This is a genomic window from Flavobacterium psychrotolerans (assembly GCF_003097635.1).
Lineage (GTDB): Bacteria > Bacteroidota > Bacteroidia > Flavobacteriales > Flavobacteriaceae > Flavobacterium > Flavobacterium psychrotolerans.
Window position 1 is genome coordinate 90971 of record NZ_QCZI01000010.1, and the last position, 20100, is coordinate 111070.

A 20100-nucleotide genomic window follows, 5' to 3' on the forward strand; every position below is an offset into this window, starting at 1 on the left:
TTCAAAATAATATAAAATGAAACTAAAGTTTAATGGATTTTTAGTACTGCTATTGGTGCTATTAACGCAAATTACATTTGCGCAAGACAGAACTGTAGCCGGTGTTGTTACCGACGAAAGCGGCTTGCCTATTCCTGGGGTAAATGTCCTAGTAAAGGGGACGAATAACGGGATTCAAACTGATTTTGATGGAAAATTCAAAATTGCCGCCAGTCAGGGACAAAAGTTAGTTTTTAGCTTTCTTGGTATGAAAACACAAGAAGTCACTGCCTCATCAACTAGCTTGAAAGTTAAAATGCAAGATGATTCTGTGCAGCTTGAAGGAGTGGTTGTTACTGCTTTAGGGATTAAAAGACAGAAGAAATCATTAGGCTATGCTACTGCAACTGTAACTGCCAAAGACTTGACAGAAGTTAACAACACCAATTTATTTGGGTCATTATCCGGAAAACTTGCTGGTGTTGATATCAGCGCACCCGCACAAGTAGGAGCTTCCACAAAAGTAGTTATCCGGGGATTTAGCTCATTAGGAAATAACGATCCTTTGTATGTAATTGATGGTACACCGATAAATAATACTGGAAATGGAACATCTGGAGTTACAACAAACAGAAGAACATTTGACGCTGGAAATGGTATCGGAGATTTAGACCCATCCAACATTGAAAGCATGACCATTTTAAAAGGTGCAGCAGCTACGGCCTTGTATGGTTCAAGAGCAGCATCTGGAGCAATAATTGTTACTACTAAATCAGGTAAAATTAATTCCAAATTAACTGTCGACATTTCATCTTCAATGGATTTTTCTGAAGTAGCAAGAGTTCCGCATTTGCAAGATAAATTTGGGCAAGGTTGGTACGGACAAGGATTCTCCAGCCTTCCAAGTCATGGAGCTTCTGTAAGTGCTGAAAACGGTTCTTGGGGACCTGCATTTAACGGCGAAATACGTCCTTGGGGAGCAATTGTTAACAATTCTCAACAGATCAAACCTTATGTTGCCTTAAAAAACAACGTAAAAGATTTTTATGACATAGGAAATTCCTACACTAATAATTTTAGAATTAGTGGTGGTGGAGAAAATTCAAATTTTTCTCTTGGATTTTCAGATGTTAACTCTGACGGAATTGTGCCTACAGATTCAGATTCATACAAAAGAAGAAATTTTAACGTTAGTGCTGGAATAAACAGTAGCAAACTTGACGTTAGAGTAAATGTGAATTATGTAAAAAAAGACCAAAAAGCAGTTAATACCGGAAGCGGAGATGATTCAGGTGAAGGCCAGACTTTAGTTCAGGAATTATTACAGATACCTGTAGATATTAGTATTGTGGATTTAAAGGATTATGTAAACAACCCTTTCAACAATCCAAGCAACTACTTTACTCCTTATGCTTCAAATCCATATTTTGTACTTAATGAAAATGCTACTAAAATTGATGGAAATCGTCTTTTTGGTAATACTAATATAACCTATAAATTCAATCCTAAATTTTCTGCCACATACCAAATTGGGGGAGATTACAGAATGGAAAAAATTAAAAGTTATGGTGCCATAGTAAAATATACCGAAGGATCTTCACAAGATGTAAACAACACAGTTGCTACTGTTGGTGGAGTAACCGAACAATTTTCTGAAAGAGCTGAACTGGATTCCTATTTCAACTTAAATTACAACACAAAAATTAATGATGATTTCAACATTAGTGCTATGGTTGGTGCAAGTGCAAATGAACGAAAATCTGATGCTCTTACAGCCAGAATTACTGAATTGGATTTACCTAACTATTACGAGTTATCAAACTCAGCATCAAAACCAATACTTACCCAAGGCAATTCATTAAGAAGAAATTTTGGTGTTTATACTTCCTTGGAAACATCCTATAAAGATAAATTATTTTTAACATTAACAGGTCGTAATGACTGGAGTTCAGCTCTACCTGTTAAGAACAATTCCTACTTTTATCCTTCAGCTTCTTTGAGCGGAATTGTTTTAGACACACCTGATACGTTCTTGAAATTAAGAGCGGGTTGGGCACAAGTGTCAAAAGATACCGAAGCATATAGAACAGAATCAAGTTTAACACAAGCTGTTGCTGGTGCCAATTTCGGAACGATTAACTTCCCTATAGGAGGTGTAAATGCGTATGAATTTAAAGGGCAATTAGGTAATAATGAATTAAAACCAGAAACCACTTCAGAAGTTGAATTCGGTGCTGAAGCCAATTTATTTTCAAGAAGAGTCAATATTGACGCCTCTATTTATAACAAGAAAACCGTTGACCTACTATATGACAGAGCAATTCCTGCCAGCACTGGGTTTACAACTCAAACAGGAAACATATTAGATGTAACCAATAAAGGGATAGAATTAGTATTAAACATAATACCAATTCAAACCAAAAGCTTTACTTGGAACTTCAACACGACTTTTACAAAAAACTTAAGTAACGTGGATAATATTGTTGGTGGTGTAGATAAACTAGAACTAACAAATGGTCGTGATGTGACTTTTAATGCTGTACTTGGCCAACCTTTAGGCGTATATATGGCAAAAGTGCCTAAATTGAGCCCTGCGGGCCAATATATAGTTGATGCAAATGGTTATTACGTTCCAACAGAAGAAAATCAAAAAATAGGAACTTCAGAAAGAGATTTTGTCATGGGTTTTCAAAACAAATTCACTTACAAAAATTTTATGCTTTCCTTTGGAATTGACTGGAAACAAGGTGGAGAAATGTTTTCTGAAAGCAAATATTTAGCCTATTTTACTGGAAACGGTATAGAAACTACGTATAATGACAGAAACACATTTATCATTCCTAATTCCGTTACTGAAGTGGTAAATGGAGGCGTTACTACTTATGTTGAAAATACAAACCCTATTAATGCCTTTACAGGAACTAGCAATCAAACGGATTTTTACAATTCTCAAAAAAATCCAACTATCTCCAAAGACTTCATTTTTGACAAAACTTTTGTAAGATTAAGAGATATCTCTATAACATTCAATGTTCCTTCAACGTTAGTTAAAAGAATTGGATTGACTAATGCGTCATTTAGTGTTTATGGAAAAAATTTAGCACTTTGGACACCAAATGCTAACCCATATGTAGATCCTGAAATTTCTACATTTGGAAATAACATTCAGGGTGAATTTGGAGAATCTTATGGAACTCCATCTCAAAGAACTTACGGCACAACTATAAAATTAACATTTTAAATAGTAAAAAAATGAAAAAAATAACAATAAGTTTAATGATTTTATCGGTGCTATTTACGGCATGCGATACAAATTTAGATATAAACAAAGATCCAGATGATTTACAAACTGTACCAATGTCATCCCAACTTCCTGCTGGTATTGCTGGATTAATTGGAACTGAAGGATCATCATATGCTTTAATAGGAGGATTTTGGTCTCAATATTGGACACAAAGCAATGGTTCAAACCAATACAAAGATATTGATAGCTATATCATTGGAACAGGAGACTATTACTCAGCTTGGAGAGACATGTATGATGCATTAGGTGACATTAGACAAGTTAAAAAAACTGCATTAGCCGAAAAAAACTGGAACTATTATTTAATTGCTACCGTTCTTGAAGTACAGGGATCACAAGTCTTAACAGATTTCTATGGTTCTATACCTTATACCGAAGCCAATGACAAATCTATATTAGAGCCTCATTTTAACACTGGTGATCAAGTTTATGAATTTATGATAAACGATCTAGATGCTGCTTTATCAAAAGATTTATCTACTTCAGTAGGATCTGCTCCATCTAAAGATGATTTAATTTTTGGAGGTGACATGACAAATTGGACTGCTTTTGCAAATACGATGAAGTTAAAGATTTATATGAGGCAAACTAAAAGTTCGAGAGCATCTATTGCAAGTGCTGGTATAACTAAATTGCTCTCTAGTGGCGTGGCCTTTTTAGACACAGATGCAGCTATGACACAATTTGAAAATAATCCTGGTTTAAGTAATCCTTTATATGAATCAGATAGAAGAAAGTTAAACACAGCTACTAACTTAAGGATGAGCACTACTTTGTCTTCTTTTTTAGATGAAAATTCAGATGAAAGAAAAGGCAAATATTATGGAGCAGGAAATCCTTTAAATCAAGGAGACTTTTCAAATACCGCAGGTCCAGCTACATTTTCTATTGTAACACTGTCAGCAACAACTCCTGCCTATTTAATGAGTAGAGAAGAAAGCTTATTTTTGCAAGCAGAAGCACAAGCAAGATTTGGAAGTGGAGACAAAGCTCTTTATGACGCTGCCGTAAGTGAAAATTTCACGAAATACGGATTAGATGCTTCTTCTTATTTAGCAACAGGTGGGAAATATGAATATCCAACTTCTGGAACTTTGGATAATAAAATAAAAGCGATCATTACACAAAAATGGATTTCAAGTTTCCCAGGGAATGGTTTTGAGGCATTTTTCGAAACAAATAGAACTGGATATCCTAAAACTTCAGCGGTTCCTCAATCAGATCCTTCTTATATTCCTGGAGAATTAGCCTATTCTATAAATGGTGCAACGCCAGGCGGATTATTTCCTAAAAGAGTTATTTATCCTCAGGAAGAAAAAAACACAAATAACAATACTCCAACTTTATCAAAAATAACCGAACCAGTTTGGTGGAATCAAAACTAAAAATTATGAAAAAAATATTTATAACATTGTTTTTCTTTGGCAGTTTGCTCCTTGTAAGTTGCGACAAAGAAGACACAGGAAATGTATCAAAAGTGACTAACTATCCTTTGATAACAGTTTTAGGTGATGAAGTCATTTTTATTCCTCAAGGCGGTTCTTTTGTAGACCCCGGTGCAGTAGCTACTGAAGGATCAAAAGAAATTGTATATACAACAACTGTCAAGGGGAATTATAGAGATGGATCAACACTTGACACAAATATTGTTGATGAATATATTATTAGCTATACAGCAACCAATGTTGACGGATTTAAGGCAAGTTCTTCAAGAAAGGTGATTGTATATAAAACCGGTAATTTGGATAAAAGCCTTGAAGGTGTTTATACTTCTACTGTTATTAGGGGATCAGCAGCTCCGTCTGCTCAATATTCTGACATGGAGTTTGTTTTAATTTGGAAAAACTCCAATGGCACCTATGAAATGTCTGATGGATTTGGTGGGTATTACAATATAGGTAGAGCTTACGGTGTAGCTTATGCTGGAAGACCTGTAATTATTACAGCAAATAATATTTCTGCTAATGATTTTTCAATACCTGATTTCACTAATAAGGGTTTTGGTGGTAATATAGTAATGTCTGGATTAAATGTTGATCCAGCTACAAAAAAAATAAGTTTTACATCAACTTGGGATGGAAGCTCAAACGGGACATTCAAAGTAACCTTAACTCAAGTTCAACTTTAATATCATAAAAATGAATAAATTAAAAAACAATATTATAAAGGTGCTTTTTGGTATCCTTATATTTACATCATTCTCTTCTTGTGATGAGGGTGGAGATCCAAACCCTGGAGGGACAACAACAGGGAAATTTGCAGGTGATTGGTATATCTCTCTAACAGATAGTGATGGAGCTAGTTTAGTTGAACATGCTTTACATTCTACCTACAATACAGCCGCAAATGATAACACTATGTGGATTAATGACTATGAAAATGGTTATTTTTTAAAGTGCAAAATAACTATGGACGTTGCAAACGGTACATTTACAGCCGTTTCACAACCAAACCTTATTGATGCTACCGAAACAACTGTAACTATTACGGATGGTAAAATTGAAAAAGGAGCTGGCTTGTCCCAAGGTGGACATGTGGTAGATAAAATCTCTTTCAAAGCTCATTTTAGCTATGATATAGATGGTTATGACATTCTTTATGTAGGTCATAAAAGAACTGGTTTCGCGGAAGATGAATACTAGATTATAACCAAATTAATCCTAAACCATCCGTCAAAAACGGATGGTTTTTTTTATATCTTTGCCCCATGGAAAAAGAACATTTAATTTTTGGAATACGAGCAATAATAGAAGCCATACAATCAGGAAAGGAAGTTGACAAAGTCTTCATTCAAAAAGAAATATCTGGCGAATTGATGAAAGACTTGATGAAAGTAATGAAACGAGCCAACATTAATTTCTCTTATGTTCCCGTCGAAAAATTAAACAGATTAACTCCCAATAACCATCAGGGAGCCGTAGCAAGCATTTCCCCTATTGGGTTTATGGAATTAGAACATTTAGTAGATTCTACTTTAGCATCTGGCAAATTGCCTTTATTCCTAATTCTGGATCAAATATCTGACGCGCGTAATTTCGGAGCAATTATTAGAACGGCAGAATGTACCGGTGTCAACGGAATTATTGTACAAAAAGCGGGTTCGGCTCCGGTGAATGGCGATACAGTTAAAACCTCCGCAGGTGCCGTATTTAATGTGCCTATTTGTAAAGTAGAACATATCAAAGATGCCATATTCTACTTGCAAGGTTCAGGAATAAAAACCGTAGCGGCCACTGAAAAAACAGACCAAACAATTTATGACATTGCTTTAAATGAGCCCTTAGCCATAATTATGGGTAGCGAAGATAGAGGAATTAACCCCTCTGTACTTAAAATTGTTGATGAAAAAGCAAAACTACCTATGTTTGGAACAATCGGTTCGCTTAATGTTTCCGTTGCCTGTGGGGCCTTTCTATATGAAACGGTTAGACAAAGAAGTTGAATATAATTTGAATACATTTCAATAAGAAGACGAATTAAAATCACGGTTTTAATTCGTCTTTATCATTTAAACCATTTGTATTTACCGTGGTTCCTACTTCAACTGCGGTATATTTTTCAGCAACAAAATCATATATAATTTTGTAATTTGATGTAGAGGAAACATTATTTAACTCCACAATTTCTTCTAAAATTTCAGGTTTTGGCAAATTGACAAAATTACCTTTCTCATCAAAACGCTGTAAAAATTTATCTTCTTGGGGGTCAAAATCAGGTTGCTCCCAGTCATAACGAATCAGCTTTTTATATTCTGGAGTTTTAAAAATAATAGCAAAAGCGAAACCTGTTATTAAACCCGCCAAATGACCTTCCCATGAAATACCCTCATCTACATGAGGAAAAATATACCAAACCAAACTTCCATAAACCATTATAACAACTAATGACAAAGCAACTAACCGATAATATTTAGTTCTAATTCCTTTAAAAAAAATAAAACTAACCAGAACATATACCAATCCGCTTGCACCAATATGGTAGGACTCCCTCCCAATGACCCAAGTAATCATTCCTGAGATCAAAATCCCATACCCTAAAATACGTAACGATTGCTCTCTGTAGAAATAACGTAACGCAGCCAGCAAAATCAATAAGGGAATAGAATTATTATACAGATGTCCTGTACTTCCATGAATAAACGGGCTAAAAATAACACCTCGTAAACCCTCTAAAGTTCTGGGATAAATGCCGAAATTTTCTAAATTGAAATGAAATGTAATTTCTATCCAAAACACAACCCAAAGTAACAACACAAACAAAAAGGGCAAAGTGATAACCGATGGGGAGAATTTGAAATGGTTGTCGTTCATTTTATTAATTATGAATATGGAATTTTAGTTTCATTTCCGAAATCAAAAATAAAACCAAAAGTAATTTAATGCTAATTTGGCAGATATTGAAAAACATTTCGAAGATAATAGGTAATAAATAATAATTCACTAGATTATCTTTAAATTTGTATCCTATTGAATGGACTAAAACCTATTAAAATATTGATTACTTAGCCCGTTCAAACAAAGCTATCGTGTAACGAATATTGAATTCAGAATAAAAAACAAATGGAAGCACCATTAGCCGAGCGAATTCGTCCGCAAAAATTAGAAGATTATATAAGTCAATCCCATTTGGTTGGTCCGAAAGGTTCGTTGACCCAACAAATTGAAAAGGGAATTATTCCTTCTTTAATTTTTTGGGGATCTCCAGGAACTGGGAAAACCACATTGGCTCAAATTATTGCTCAGGAATCAAAACGCCCTTTTTATATATTGAGCGCTATTAACTCTGGTGTGAAGGATATTAGAGACGTTATCGAAAAAGCGAAACAAAGCGGTGGGCTTTTTACCACAAAAAATCCGATTTTATTTATTGACGAAATTCATCGGTTCAGCAAATCGCAACAAGATTCCTTGTTGGCAGCGGTAGAAAAAGGCTGGATTACGCTAATTGGTGCCACGACTGAAAACCCCAGTTTTGAAGTAATTCCTGCCCTACTGTCTCGTTGTCAGGTTTATGTTTTGAATCCATTTTCCAAAGGAGATCTAGAAGCCTTGTTGCATCGTGCCATGACGACAGACGTCATAATGAAGAATAAAAAAATAAATCTACAAGAATCAGAGGCACTCTTGCGACTTTCCGGTGGCGATGGACGCAAACTATTGAATATTTTTGAATTGGTCGTAAACGCTTCCAGTGAAGACGAAATTTTTATCACTAATGATCGTGTTTTAGAATTAGTGCAACAAAATACCGTTCTCTATGACAAAACGGGGGAACAACATTATGATATTGTTTCTGCTTTTATAAAATCGATACGGGGAAGCGACCCAAATGGAGCGGTATATTGGCTGGCCCGAATGATTGAAGGCGGTGAAGACGTGAAATTTATTGCCCGACGCATGCTGATTTTGGCTAGCGAAGATATTAGCAATGCCAACCCAACGGCATTTATCATGGCAAACAATACGTTTCAGGCCGTTTCTACAATTGGATATCCTGAAAGTAGAATCATTTTAAGTCAATGTGCTATTTACCTAGCCACGTCACCAAAAAGCAATGCCAGTTATCTCGCTATTAGTAAAGCCCAAGAAATCGTAGCTAAAACTGGCGATTTACCCGTGCCTATCCATTTGCGGAATGCGCCAACAAAACTAATGAAGGAATTGGGTTATGGAGAAGAGTACAAATATTCCCATGATTATCAGAATAATTTTGCCGAACAAGAATTTTTGCCCGATGCGATTGCCAATACACCTATTTATGATCCCGGAAATAATTCAAGGGAAAATAGCACAAGAGAGTTTTTGAAAAACCGATGGAAGGACAAATATGGTTATTAATTAGAAATTCACAATTAAAATTTGTTCTGAAACCAATTTGTTTTCTTTATAATATTCGAAATACCAATTTCCTAATTTCCTCAATAATACTCCACTTATATTTCCTTCAGTAGCAATATAGCAATCAGGAGATGAAGTTTTATAAACAGTCATTACATATTGTGGAATATTAGTATTATGGGTTAACAATTGAAAACCATTCCCTGTAAAAGGTTGAGATAAGGGCTTTGCAAAAAGTGGCTCAGAAAAAGTTATGTCTAATTTAGGTTCTTCCGTTTTAGGATTTTCTGTTTTACTAGGTTCTTGAGAAGACCTCTCGCCAATCATTTCCAAGCTTTTTTCTGAGAGTTGAAATTTATGGGTTTTCAAAATACTAAAATTGTCAAATGCCATTCGTAAAGCTTCATTATAAGCAACTTTATATTCTTTAACTTTACTTCTGCCTTCAGAAGACGTATATAAAATGGTATTTTTACAATCCTTTAAAATTATCTTAAGTTTTGTAGTTAAAAAACTCCCTGAACTTATTACATCAACATATATCTTATTACAATTATTGCTTACCAATTCGTCAGGCAAAACATCAGTTCCTAAATAGGTCGTGAAACCATATTTTTCCATGAATAATTTAGTTAACGTATTTAATCGGTACTGATCCGTTTCTTTTAAAAAGTTAAATTTTGACGGGACAATGGCATATTTATAATCGTTTATACTTTGCGCTAAAGAGAAATTAAAAACAAGCAATAAAAGCAGGACACTATATTTTTTCATTTTTTAAAGATATTTTTTTAATTCTAACAAATGATGGATTTGTTTGATATTTTCATCAACTATTAAATGGTTTTCGTTGAATAAAACAGCGTCAAATCCCGAACGAAGTGCTCCATAAATATCGGCTTCGATACAATCTCCAATCATAATGCTATTTCCTTTTTGGGCTTGAGCCAAATCTAAAGCGTGCTGAAAAATAAGGGGGTTTGGTTTTTTTACCCCCGCCATTTCTGAGTTGGTTATCGTTTGAAAATACTGGTTGATATTTGCATTGTTGAGTTTATTATTTTGAATTTCGGCAAATCCGTTCGTAATAATATGCAACTTGTATTTGGGTTTCAAGTACTCTAAAATTTCAATCGTTCCTTCCAAAAGATGGTTATACTTAGGCAAATAATACACGTATTGATCCGATAAAAAAAGGATTCTCTCATCGTCTATTTCGAATGACATTAAATCGAAGGCATCTTTTAACCTTCCGTAACGCAATTGGGTTTGTGTAATTTGTTCCGAGCGATACATTTCCCAATACCTTAGGTTTATGGGCACGTAATGAGAAAGAAATTCCTCTACATTTAGATTTATTTGATGCTTTTTGAAAATCGTTTCAAACGCCAATGCCGAATTTTTTTCAAAATCCCAAAGCGTATGATCCAAATCGAAAAAAACATCGGTTATTTTGGTTTTTACTATTTCCATATTTAGCAATTAATGTCATGAAGTTATTATCAAACAAGTTAAAATTAACTCATGATGATGTATTACAAAATTCCCTCATCAGCAAAACTAAAATAATGCGATTCGGTAACAATCAAATGATCTAAAACTTTAATATCGAGACTTTCCCCCGCAAGTTTTAATTTTTTGGTGATTTGTTTATCGGCATCGCTGGGTTGCAAAGCTCCTGACGGATGATTATGAGAAAGGATAATACCAACTGCGCCCAGTTCTAGTGCCGTCTTAAACACCAACCGAACATCAACCAGAGTTCCCGTAATTCCGCCTTTACTCAACTGTGATTTAGTAAGCACTTTATTAGAATTATTTAGATAGACAATCCAAAATTCCTCGTGGGTCAATTCGCCAATAATGGGCTGCATTATTTCAAAAATGGTTTTGCTGGAAGTGATTTTCTTCATTTCTACGGCTTCCTCCGCCCTGCGTCTTCGGCCTAATTCCATTGCTGCAAGTATCGAAATTGCTTTAGCCTCGCCAATTCCTTTGAATGTTATGAGTTGTTGTATAGACAATTTTCCCAAAGCATTCAAATTATTCTCAACACTGGACAACATACGCTTGCTTAATTGCACCGCACTTTCGTTTCGACTGCCAGAACCAATGAGAATCGCAATTAACTCGGCGTCGCTTAATGCAGCTTTGCCTTTGTTCATGAGTTTCTCACGAGGTTTGTCATCTTCGGACCAATTGGTTATGGGGAATGCGGAATTTTCCATAATGTCATTTAAGTTTTAACGTCAACTTTCCGAAACTATCCTATCAACTCCTTCACCTCATCAAAATTCAATCCGCCATAATTACCGGAACTCATTAATAGCAAGGCGGAATTATCAAAATTTAAATTAAAAAGATAATCCTTAAAGTCTTTTGAATTGGTAAATATAATCAAGTCTTCCCTATTGAAGGCTTTGGCAATTTGCTCATAAGTCACTTCGTCCAACTGCTTTATTTTAACGGCATCGGGAGAATAGAAAACAATAGCCTTATCAGCGTATTCCAATGCTCCTTCATATTCCTTCAAGAATTCGGCATTTAAACTACTATATGTGTGCAGTTCTAAACAAGCCACTAATGTTCGGTTTGGATATTGTTCCTTTACGGCTTTTGTTGTCGCAGAAACTTTACTTGGCGAATGCGCAAAATCTTTGTAAGCTACCTTGGTTTTGCTCTCTGCAATTTTTTCCAGTCGCTTGGAAGCTCCTTTAAAACTGGCTATGGCTTCATAGAAATCGGCTTCATCCACGCCCATGTTTTGGCAAATCCATTTGGCACCGGCCAGATTATTGAGATTGTGTGCACCAAAAACTTCGATAGGCATATCGCCTTCTGGAGTTTCGAGCAAGGTAATTCCGTTTTCAACTTTATATTTCGGTGTCGTGTAAGGTAATTTCCGAATTGGGTTTGTAGCTGCTTCAGCCACGCGTTTCACTTCGGAATCTTCCTCATTATACACTAAAATTCCTCCATTAGTGATTTTTCCAATAAAAATTTCAAACTGTTCCACATAGAAATCATACGTTGGAAATACATTGATATGATCCCAAGCAATGCCCGAAATCAAGGCAATATTAGGCTGATACAAATGGAATTTTGGTCTCCTATCTATTGGTGAAGACAAATATTCATCTCCTTCTAAAACAATAAAATCATTCTCCTCCGTAAGGTGAACCATTGTGTCGAATCCTTCAAGTTGAGCCCCTACCATATAATCAACATCAATATTATGAAAGTGCATTACGTGCAAAATCATGGAAGTTATGGTTGTTTTTCCATGTGAACCACCTATGACTACCCGCGTTTTATTTTTGGATTGCTCGTATAAAAATTCGGGATAGGAATAAATTTTCAGACCTAATTCTTGGGCTTTCAACAGTTCAGGATTATCGGCCTTGGCATGCATTCCAAGTATAATGGCTTCAATATCGGCAGTTATTTTTTCAGGAAACCAACCCATTTCTTGAGGCAATATCCCTTTCTTTTCCAATCGTGTTCTTGATGGCTCAAAGATGGCGTCATCGCTTCCTGTAACTTGGTATCCTTTGTTGTGTAACGCTAAAGCGAGGTTGTGCATGGCACTTCCGCCAATGGCAATAAAATGTGTACGCATTTGGTTGATTTGTTAATTCGGTTATTTGATTGTGCGGTTCTTAATTTTTTTGACAGTTCGATTACTCAAGAATGATTACTGGATTACTCCAATTTTCTCAAAATCCTCTAAAATTAGCTTTGCTTTTTCGGGCTGTTTCATCTTATTTTTATACAAATCTGCCAATTTTTGGTAGCAAACTTTTGATTTTCCAACTTCGATCGCTAATTTATACTGTTTGGCCGCTTCGCCATATCTTTCAAAATATTCGGCAATATGTCCTTTAGACAAATAGCCATCCACGGGAGATAATTTGGCTAACTCATTGGCATACTGAGTAGCTTTTGCTTCACTTCCCCCAATAATCCCAGGCAATTGCAAATACAATTCTATCAATGCCCAACGAGCCTCAATGTGTTTTGGATTGAGTTGTATCGCTTTTTCAAAAGATGATTTCACCTCACCAATCATCCCAAGAGCTTTAAACGTATTGCTTTCCTTGGCTTTCATCCCCAAAGCGCCACCATATTTGTAATAGTAGTTAGCTTCACTTGGCTTTAGTTTTTTAAGTCTTTTATAATAGGAAATGGACTTGTCCCAGTTTTGCAAACTTCCCTGTATATCTCCCAAATACTCTAATCCCTTTAAATGATTGGGATTATCTTTCACTATATTTTCAAAAAGGACTTTTGCCTGAGAAAATTGCCCTTGTTGAAAGTATTTTTCGGCTTTATTAAAATCAAGTTGTGCCTTGACCAAAATAGGAAAAAGAAGTACAATCCAGATTAAATATTTCATTCTTTAAAATTGAATTTCAAAAGTAGTAAAATTAGATTGGATTTTATAATTCCTTACAATTGAAACCCACATCAAAAATGAATTTTCTTCTGATGAAATAAAAAAAGAGGTTCCTGATGTCCAAAATTTAAATTCTTTTTCGAAAAGACAAAAAGAAAGCTAAGCAAAATGAGCCCGATATAATATCGAGCTCACTACTATTAAAATTAATTATAAATTATCTAAACTTTTAGAAGCAGTCTATACAAGACGGATTTTTAATTTGAATTAATAATCCCTATTTTACCAATGTCATTTCATCTACAACATGTTTTGCGCCCGAAAAATTTTCGATTACCCACAACACATACCGAATATCAACATTGATGGTCCTTTGCAATTTAGGATCGAATATAACATCCCCGGCCATAGCTTCAATGTTTCCATCAAATGCCAAACCAATAAGCTCCCCTTTTCCGTTTAATACCGGTGAACCTGAGTTCCCGCCGGTAATATCATTATCTGTTAAGAAATTCACGTGCATTGATCCGTCTTTATCTGCAAAACGACCATAATTTTTGCTTTTGTTCAGGTCAATTAAACGAACGGGCAAATCAAATTCCTCATCTCCTTTTTTGTATTTTTTAACCATCCCATCCATGGTGGTATAGTTGTTAATTTTGGCATCATTACGCTTGTCTGCTGGCAAAGCACGCACTTTTCCGTAAGTCAAACGCAAGGTTGAGTTTGCATCCGGATATTTAATTGTTCCTATCTTAGACTCCCGCAAACCCTCTACCAACAAACGGAATGAAGCTCCATAATCATTTTGGGCTTTTGCAATTTCATCTGATTTTGAATTAAGATGCGAAATCATGTCGTTAGAAAGCGCATACAAAGGATCATTATCTAACAATCCCTGGCTTGGCAAATCTAAAAATGCTTTAATTCTTTCTTTAGATGTTAAAATACTTAATTCTAAAGCTGCGTTTACATATTTAGTAAAGTCGTAATTAGTTTCTTTCCCAATTTTATCCACCATTGGAGCAATCGCATATCCTTTAGATTTTGTAGCATACAAATTTAATTGAGCTGCCAACAAATCCTTTTCTGCTGGCAGATACAATTCCTTGAACATTTCATCAACCATTTCGGTAATTGCTGGAGCCATAGTGATACGTTTAACAGCATCTGCTTTTACATAATTGTCTAATTGTTTCCCAATGGTTCTTCCAGAAGTACCAAAAGCGGTCGTTCTAAACAATTGTTGCAAGTAATTGTCATGACGTGCTTTTTCATTAGTCAAGCTATAGAACTTATTAATATTCTTGATTACGTTTCCGTATTTCGCTTTATTCTCTTTCTTATTCGCCCATTTATCAAATTTAGCTTCTTGACCTGCTTTTGACTTTGCCGTACCAAACTTGGTTAAAGCATCAATCATTCCTTGACGGTTTTTCCAGTAATTGGCTGTTGAAGCAAATTTTGAAGCATAAACCAAACGAAGCGCATCACTTTGATTCATGTATTTTTTCATGTTGTCCATTCCCGTTTTAGCACCTTCAACCCAAGCAGGATAGGAGAATTTCACGTTTTGCTCAATTCCGCCTGCAGGCATCCAACGGTTGGTTCTTCCCGGATAGCCTAAAATCATAGCAAAATCACCTTCTTTCACTCCACCTAAATTAACCGGTAAATAGTGTTTTGGAATTAACGGCACATTGTTTTCCGAATAATCTGCCGGATTCCCATTTTTGTCTGCATAAATCCGGAACATCGAAAAATCGGCAGTATGACGCGGCCACTCCCAATTATCTGTGTCTCCACCAAATTTTCCCAAACTTTCTGGAGGAACGCCCACCAATCGCACGTCTTTATAATCTTGGTATACAAAATAGTAATACTCATTTCCTTGAAAAAATGGACGAACTGAAACGGTATATTTTCCACCCTCGTTGTTTTCTTTTTCGATTAAAGCAATTTCTTGATTTACGGCTTTTTCTCGCTCCAACTCCGTCATTTTATCATTTACTTTCGATAAAATTCGTTTCGAAACATCATCCATACGAACAAAAAATCGAACGTATAAGCTGCTTGGTTTCTTTTCTTCTTTTCTGCTTTCAGCCCAATACCCATCTTTCAAAAGGTTTTTAGCCGCTGTAGACAATTCGGCAACAGCGTCATATCCGCAATGGTGATTGGTTAACACCAAACCATCTTTAGAAATCAATTCTGCAGTGCAACCGCCATTAAACTGAACAATAGCGTCCTTCAAACTATGGTGATTAATACTGTAAATCTCTTCGGATGTTAGTTGCAAACCCATTTTCTCCATATCTCTATGGTTCAGGCGCTCAATAAACATCAAAAACCACATGCCTTCATCCGCTTTTACGCTCATTGGCAAAAGCATTATCCCAAGAATCAGGGATAGAATAATTTTCTTCATTTTTAAAAATATAAGAGTTAGTGATTAATAGTCTGATAATTCCCTTCATTGTTACAAAAATAAACGACTATTAGTATTTTATTTTGTGTTACGAAGGTAATTCATTTTTGTAATTCGATGGGTATTTATCAGAAAAACTATAACGTGATAGCCGTTTTTTTGGGACTTGGGCGAATGGCCGGGCTATGCTCTTTATCCACGCCCAAAAGCGTGGGATGCCGCTGCTATCCCTATCGCGAAAAAACAGGATTCAATATCCATTTTTCAATAAAAACATCGTTTCCTATAAAAGCAAACCTATAAGGCTTTAAGTAACTTTTGTTACAAAATTATCTACTTTTGAAAAGTATATTTGTACCATAAAATAATAAAATTATGGGATTTTTCGATTTTTTAGGTATGGGAGACAAAACAAATGACATTCAGGAATTTGTTGCAAAAGGAGCGGTGATTATTGACGTGAGAAGCCCCGGAGAATTTTCAGGCGGACACATAAAAGGAGCAAAAAATATTCCGTTAGACACTATTGGAAGTAAAATAAATGAAATAAAAAAACTAAACAAACCAGTAATTGCATGCTGTGCCAGCGGAATGCGAAGTGCCCAAGCTACTTCAATCTTGAAACAAAATGGTATCGAAGTGATCAACGGAGGAGGCTGGCAAAGCCTGAACAGTAAGTTGTAAAAGTACTTACATCTTAATTTTCTGATTCAAATCGGCATCACTTTCAATCACTTTACCCTCGTATTGAAGTTTCCAGCCCATGGTATGGGTCAGAATCAATATTTTAGACAACTCACTAACCAATCGGTTTTGGGCATTTGATTTTAACGATGACTTTTCTATTTTTCTAGCTAAACTCGCCCGAACCGATTTGTTTATTTTATTATAATCATCCCCCGTAAACGGATTCAACTTACTTTGATTCACATCATAAAACTGAATATCCGGACTGATTTTTATTTCTTCCTTCGGGATATATAAAATAGTTATGATTTTGTTTTTTTCGTCGATATCGTATTTCATCTGACGCAAATCATAGGCAACCGTAACATCAGCATTGACAACAATTAGTGCTTTTTTATCGAAAGAAATCATATTCATAAAATATTTATCCTGATCTTTATAAGTGAGCACTTGAGAAAAATGACCTTCGGTAACAATCAATTTCCCTACATTAACAATTTGCTGTTGAATCAAATTTGAATTATAATCAATTGTTGAACTATCCTCTTTTTTGAATTCACAAAACTTAAACAATAAGACAATTGTGAATATAATTCCTGTGAGAAATAAAAGTTTTCTTTGCATTACTTTTTTTATAAAGTTAGAAAAAAAAAGTTGCTCTAGGTACTTATAAAAAAACTATCGCAAATCTTTTATAAACTTGAACTGACAAAATAAAAAAGCACTATATCAACTTATTATTTTTAGCTTTTTGAATGGCCTCTAATTTATTATGCACTTGAAGTTTCTCATAAATATTCTCGACATGTTTACGAATTGTTCCTGGAGAAAGAAATAAATTTTCGGCAATAAGACGGTATTTCAACCCCTTGCTCAATTGTTCTAAAACTTCTATTTCACGAATCGTTAAATTATATTCCTCATTATTAGTAATGACTTCAAAAGTTACTGGATTTCTAAACAACTTCAAGGTTTTCATCGCTATGGATGGCGTCATGGTTGCACCTCCGTTGAGGGTGTCTAAAATACCCTGTTGCAAATCTTTTAAGTTAACTTCTTTGAGTAAATAACCGTCGGCACCCGCTTTTATCGACTTGAAAATATTTTCGTCATTGTCAAAAACTGTTAGCATGATGATTTTGATGTGGGGATATCTGTTTTTTACTTTTTCGGTTGCTTCTACTCCGTTCATTATAGGCATTTCAACATCCATCAAAATCAAATCGACATTATGGTTTTCTTCAAGCTTATCCAATAAATCTTGGCCATTTACTGCGGTAAGTTTTAATATAAAATCTTCAAAAAAAGAAAGTTTTTCTTGAGTTGCTTTTATCAAAAATGAATTATCATCCGCAATTGCTATTTTTATCATACCTATTTTTCTTTATTTAGAAGAAGTAAAATTGCAGTTCCTTTTCCTGACTCTGAAACTAAATTAAAAATTCCTTCTATATCTTTTATTCTTTTTTCCATATTGTACAAACCATTCCCTTTTTCTGTAACAGCCTCATCAAACCCGATTCCATTGTCTCGAATGTGAATTGAAATTTTATCATCAACACTTTTTACGTCAATTAAAATTTGTGAAGCCTCAGCATATTTTATGGCATTATTTACAGCTTCTTGGATGGTTCTGTAAATATTCATTCCAGAAATGGAAGTTAATTTCTCCTCGCTCAAACTGTTGTCTATGGTGAATCTAAAATCAACATTTTCCTTGGCCATTTTCGCTTTTTCTATAAAATCCAGAATTCTGACCCGCAAATCTTCAAAATGAATTTCGTTATTGTTCATTGCCCAAATCGTATCCCGAAGTTCTACAATTGTAGATTTGGCAAAACTACTTATGCTTTGCAATTTGGAATCCAGTTTAGCATTTTTCAAATCAAATGCATACTTGATATTATCTACTGATGAAATAATAAAAGTAAGTTGAGCACCAATATTATCATGCAAATCACGCGAAATATTCAAGCGTTGCTCTTGCAATTCGTTCTGTTTTTCTATTTGACCAATATCCGTTTTTAATTGAAATTCTTGCTCTTGCTGTTGATTTTTTAGTTTTTGTTGTCTGTGAATTAAAAATGCTATTATTACTATTAAAAACAATAATGTAGAAATCCCAATTAACAAAAAATTTTTTTGTTTGGTTTCGGCTTCTTTTTCAAGTAAAAGTTTTTCCTTTTTTTCAGTCTGAAATTTAGTTTCTAATTCCGCAGCTTGTTTTACTGCAGCATTACCCAAAAGTTCTTCATTTAAAAGAGACAATTCATCAACATAAAAACCTACGCTGTCCGGCTGGTTTAACTTTGCGGAAACAGTAATTAAAGCTTTGTAATTTACTTGTAATTTAGAATTCGATTTTATTTTTTCAAATACTTTCTTGGTGCTTAATAATATTTTTTTTGCCTCATTCAATTGATTAGCAACTATGCATTCTTTAGCTAAATTGAAATCAAAATTGGCTTTGTCCAAATCTGAATTTAATTGTTCTCTAACCTGCCTTGATTTTTCGTAAAGCGTTAAGGCATCTTTGGATTTCCTTTGTTCTGTTTTTATTGTGGCAATATTATTATAACCACTTGAAATTCCTTTTTTATTTCCAACTGAAGTACATGCCTTTAAACTTTTATCATAATATTTTAAAGCATTGATGGTGTCGTTTATTTGAAGGTAAACATTTCCCAAGTTCAAACAAGAGCCACACAGTTCCTCTTTAAAATTATTCCTCTCCTGATACCGGACAACATCACTGATATAATTTAACGCTTTGTGAAAATTCTTTAATTTTAAAAAAATTAGTCCAATATTGCCTTTTGTGGTATAGCTGTTCTTTTCATCATTAATACTCTCAAAATAGTGTAAAGCCTCTAGAAACGATGCCATCGCTTGCTTGTATTGTTGCTTTTTTTCATAAATGTTGGCCAAATTATTGTTGATTTTCGCCAACCCTTTTGAGTCGTTTCTGGCTTTTCTGATTTTATAAGCGGCGAGATAATTTTCTTGTGAATTTTGAAAATCTCCTTTTCTAAAATAAACGGCGCCAACATCACTATAGACCTGTGCCAATAAAGTTGAATCACCCATTTTTTTAGATTCCAACAATGCTTTTCCGCCATAATGTAATGCAGAATCAATGGAAACAACAGAATAATACCAAGTCAAATCCGAGTAAATTAAAGCTGTCTTTTTGGCATCTGGATTTGCTTTTAATTCAGTCTTCAATTTTCCGATAAGCACATTTGCATCCTGAGCATGAACAAAAAAGGTGACTAAAAATAAGGTTAAAAAAAATATTCTATTTCTTTTCATATATAAATAAATTCAACACAAAAATACCCTACGATTTTTGTTTGTTTTTGGTATTATACTAATTCCTTCCCATTACATTTTATAATCTTTTACGAATGAGTTTCACAATTTTATTTGATAAAAATATAAAAATCATTCATTTCTTCACAATTATCAT

Annotated in this window: 17 protein-coding genes; 7 read left to right on the forward strand and 10 right to left on the reverse strand. The window is 34.6% G+C overall.

Annotation, left to right across the window (positions count from 1 at the left end):
* The first annotated feature begins 16 nt into the window (after positions 1-16).
* The 5 genes from DB895_RS09215 (at position 17) to rlmB (ending at position 6725) form a co-directional block, all read left to right on the forward strand.
* On the forward strand, positions 17-3220 hold the full coding sequence (locus DB895_RS09215) for a SusC/RagA family TonB-linked outer membrane protein (protein WP_116725073.1): 3204 nt from the start codon (positions 17-19) through the stop codon (positions 3218-3220).
* Positions 3221-3336: 116 nt separating this feature from the next.
* Complete coding sequence (locus DB895_RS09220; RefSeq protein ID WP_166426958.1) at positions 3337-4668, forward strand: SusD/RagB family nutrient-binding outer membrane lipoprotein; 1332 nt, start codon at positions 3337-3339, stop codon at positions 4666-4668.
* A 5-nt stretch (positions 4669-4673) separates the two neighbouring features.
* A complete protein-coding gene (locus DB895_RS09225) occupies positions 4674-5411 on the forward strand; it encodes a BT_2262 family domain-containing protein (protein ID WP_133242662.1) in 738 nt (245 codons plus the stop codon).
* Positions 5412-5451: 40 nt separating this feature from the next.
* The gene (locus tag DB895_RS09230) at positions 5452-5925 is read left to right on the forward strand and encodes a lipid-binding protein (RefSeq protein WP_166426959.1); all 474 of its coding nucleotides are present in this window, start codon (positions 5452-5454) and stop codon (positions 5923-5925) included.
* A gap of 65 nt (positions 5926-5990) precedes the next feature.
* On the forward strand, positions 5991-6725 hold the full coding sequence (rlmB, locus tag DB895_RS09235; protein ID WP_116725077.1) for a 23S rRNA (guanosine(2251)-2'-O)-methyltransferase RlmB: 735 nt from the start codon (positions 5991-5993) through the stop codon (positions 6723-6725).
* A gap of 40 nt (positions 6726-6765) precedes the next feature.
* Here rlmB and DB895_RS09240 read toward each other — a convergent pair whose 3' ends face one another.
* Positions 6766-7593 (reverse strand): rhomboid family intramembrane serine protease, encoded by an 828-nt coding sequence (locus tag DB895_RS09240; protein ID WP_116725078.1) that lies wholly within the window; start codon positions 7591-7593, stop codon positions 6766-6768.
* Positions 7594-7842: 249 nt separating this feature from the next.
* Between DB895_RS09240 and DB895_RS09245 the strand changes: the two genes are divergently transcribed.
* Positions 7843-9120 (forward strand): replication-associated recombination protein A, encoded by a 1278-nt coding sequence (locus DB895_RS09245; RefSeq protein WP_116725079.1) that lies wholly within the window; start codon positions 7843-7845, stop codon positions 9118-9120.
* Here the strand turns inward: DB895_RS09245 and DB895_RS09250 are convergent, their stop codons facing one another.
* From DB895_RS09250 to DB895_RS09275, 6 genes are all read right to left on the reverse strand, one after another.
* Positions 9121-9894 carry a hypothetical protein gene (locus DB895_RS09250; protein ID WP_116725080.1) on the reverse strand — a complete coding sequence of 258 codons (774 nt, stop codon included), beginning with the start codon at positions 9892-9894 and terminating at the stop codon, positions 9121-9123.
* A gap of 3 nt (positions 9895-9897) precedes the next feature.
* Entirely contained in the window at positions 9898-10593 is a 696-nt protein-coding gene (locus DB895_RS09255) for a YjjG family noncanonical pyrimidine nucleotidase (protein WP_116725081.1), read from the reverse strand.
* 62 nt (positions 10594-10655) lie between these two features.
* Positions 10656-11348: a RadC family protein gene (gene radC, locus DB895_RS09260; protein WP_116725082.1), complete on the reverse strand. Its 693-nt coding sequence runs from the start codon at positions 11346-11348 to the stop codon at positions 10656-10658.
* Positions 11349-11383: 35 nt separating this feature from the next.
* Positions 11384-12739, reverse strand: a complete 1356-nt coding sequence (locus tag DB895_RS09265) for a UDP-N-acetylmuramate--L-alanine ligase (protein WP_116725083.1) — start codon at positions 12737-12739, stop codon at positions 11384-11386.
* A gap of 75 nt (positions 12740-12814) precedes the next feature.
* Positions 12815-13516: a tetratricopeptide repeat protein gene (locus DB895_RS09270; RefSeq protein WP_116725084.1), complete on the reverse strand. Its 702-nt coding sequence runs from the start codon at positions 13514-13516 to the stop codon at positions 12815-12817.
* Positions 13517-13793: 277 nt separating this feature from the next.
* Complete coding sequence (locus tag DB895_RS09275; RefSeq protein WP_116725085.1) at positions 13794-15944, reverse strand: S46 family peptidase; 2151 nt, start codon at positions 15942-15944, stop codon at positions 13794-13796.
* Positions 15945-16319: 375 nt separating this feature from the next.
* On the opposite strand from DB895_RS09275, the gene DB895_RS09285 reads away from it, so the two are divergent.
* Entirely contained in the window at positions 16320-16628 is a 309-nt protein-coding gene (locus tag DB895_RS09285) for a rhodanese-like domain-containing protein (RefSeq protein WP_116725087.1), read from the forward strand.
* Between the two features lie 6 nt (positions 16629-16634).
* On the opposite strand, the gene DB895_RS09290 is transcribed toward DB895_RS09285, so the two are convergent.
* From DB895_RS09290 to DB895_RS09300, 3 genes are all read right to left on the reverse strand, one after another.
* Positions 16635-17255, reverse strand: a complete 621-nt coding sequence (locus DB895_RS09290) for a DUF4230 domain-containing protein (RefSeq protein WP_116725088.1) — start codon at positions 17253-17255, stop codon at positions 16635-16637.
* Between the two features lie 100 nt (positions 17256-17355).
* Entirely contained in the window at positions 17356-18003 is a 648-nt protein-coding gene (locus tag DB895_RS09295; protein WP_116725089.1) for a response regulator transcription factor, read from the reverse strand.
* A 2-nt stretch (positions 18004-18005) separates the two neighbouring features.
* The gene (locus DB895_RS09300) at positions 18006-19943 is read right to left on the reverse strand and encodes a tetratricopeptide repeat-containing sensor histidine kinase (RefSeq protein WP_116725090.1); all 1938 of its coding nucleotides are present in this window, start codon (positions 19941-19943) and stop codon (positions 18006-18008) included.
* Positions 19944-20100 lie beyond the last annotated feature (157 nt).

Bases quoted from the DNA above. Each gene is read 5' to 3' on its own strand.
- DB895_RS09215 (WP_116725073.1), top strand. From the start codon at position 17: ATGAAACTAAAGTTTAATGGATTTTTAGTACTGCTATTGGTGCTATTA.
- DB895_RS09220 (WP_166426958.1), top strand. From the start codon at position 3,337: ATGTCATCCCAACTTCCTGCTGGTATTGCTGGATTAATTGGAACTGAA.
- DB895_RS09225 (WP_133242662.1), top strand. From the start codon at position 4,674: ATGAAAAAAATATTTATAACATTGTTTTTCTTTGGCAGTTTGCTCCTT.
- rlmB (WP_116725077.1), top strand. From the start codon at position 5,991: ATGGAAAAAGAACATTTAATTTTTGGAATACGAGCAATAATAGAAGCC.
- DB895_RS09240 (WP_116725078.1), bottom strand. From the start codon at position 7,593: ATGAACGACAACCATTTCAAATTCTCCCCATCGGTTATCACTTTGCCC.
- DB895_RS09245 (WP_116725079.1), top strand. From the start codon at position 7,843: ATGGAAGCACCATTAGCCGAGCGAATTCGTCCGCAAAAATTAGAAGAT.
- DB895_RS09250 (WP_116725080.1), bottom strand. From the start codon at position 9,894: ATGAAAAAATATAGTGTCCTGCTTTTATTGCTTGTTTTTAATTTCTCT.
- DB895_RS09255 (WP_116725081.1), bottom strand. From the start codon at position 10,593: ATGGAAATAGTAAAAACCAAAATAACCGATGTTTTTTTCGATTTGGAT.
- radC (WP_116725082.1), bottom strand. From the start codon at position 11,348: ATGGAAAATTCCGCATTCCCCATAACCAATTGGTCCGAAGATGACAAA.
- DB895_RS09265 (WP_116725083.1), bottom strand. From the start codon at position 12,739: ATGCGTACACATTTTATTGCCATTGGCGGAAGTGCCATGCACAACCTC.
- DB895_RS09270 (WP_116725084.1), bottom strand. From the start codon at position 13,516: ATGAAATATTTAATCTGGATTGTACTTCTTTTTCCTATTTTGGTCAAG.
- DB895_RS09275 (WP_116725085.1), bottom strand. From the start codon at position 15,944: ATGAAGAAAATTATTCTATCCCTGATTCTTGGGATAATGCTTTTGCCA.
- DB895_RS09285 (WP_116725087.1), top strand. From the start codon at position 16,320: ATGGGATTTTTCGATTTTTTAGGTATGGGAGACAAAACAAATGACATT.
- DB895_RS09290 (WP_116725088.1), bottom strand. From the start codon at position 17,255: ATGCAAAGAAAACTTTTATTTCTCACAGGAATTATATTCACAATTGTC.
- DB895_RS09295 (WP_116725089.1), bottom strand. From the start codon at position 18,003: ATGATAAAAATAGCAATTGCGGATGATAATTCATTTTTGATAAAAGCA.
- DB895_RS09300 (WP_116725090.1), bottom strand. From the start codon at position 19,943: ATGAAAAGAAATAGAATATTTTTTTTAACCTTATTTTTAGTCACCTTT.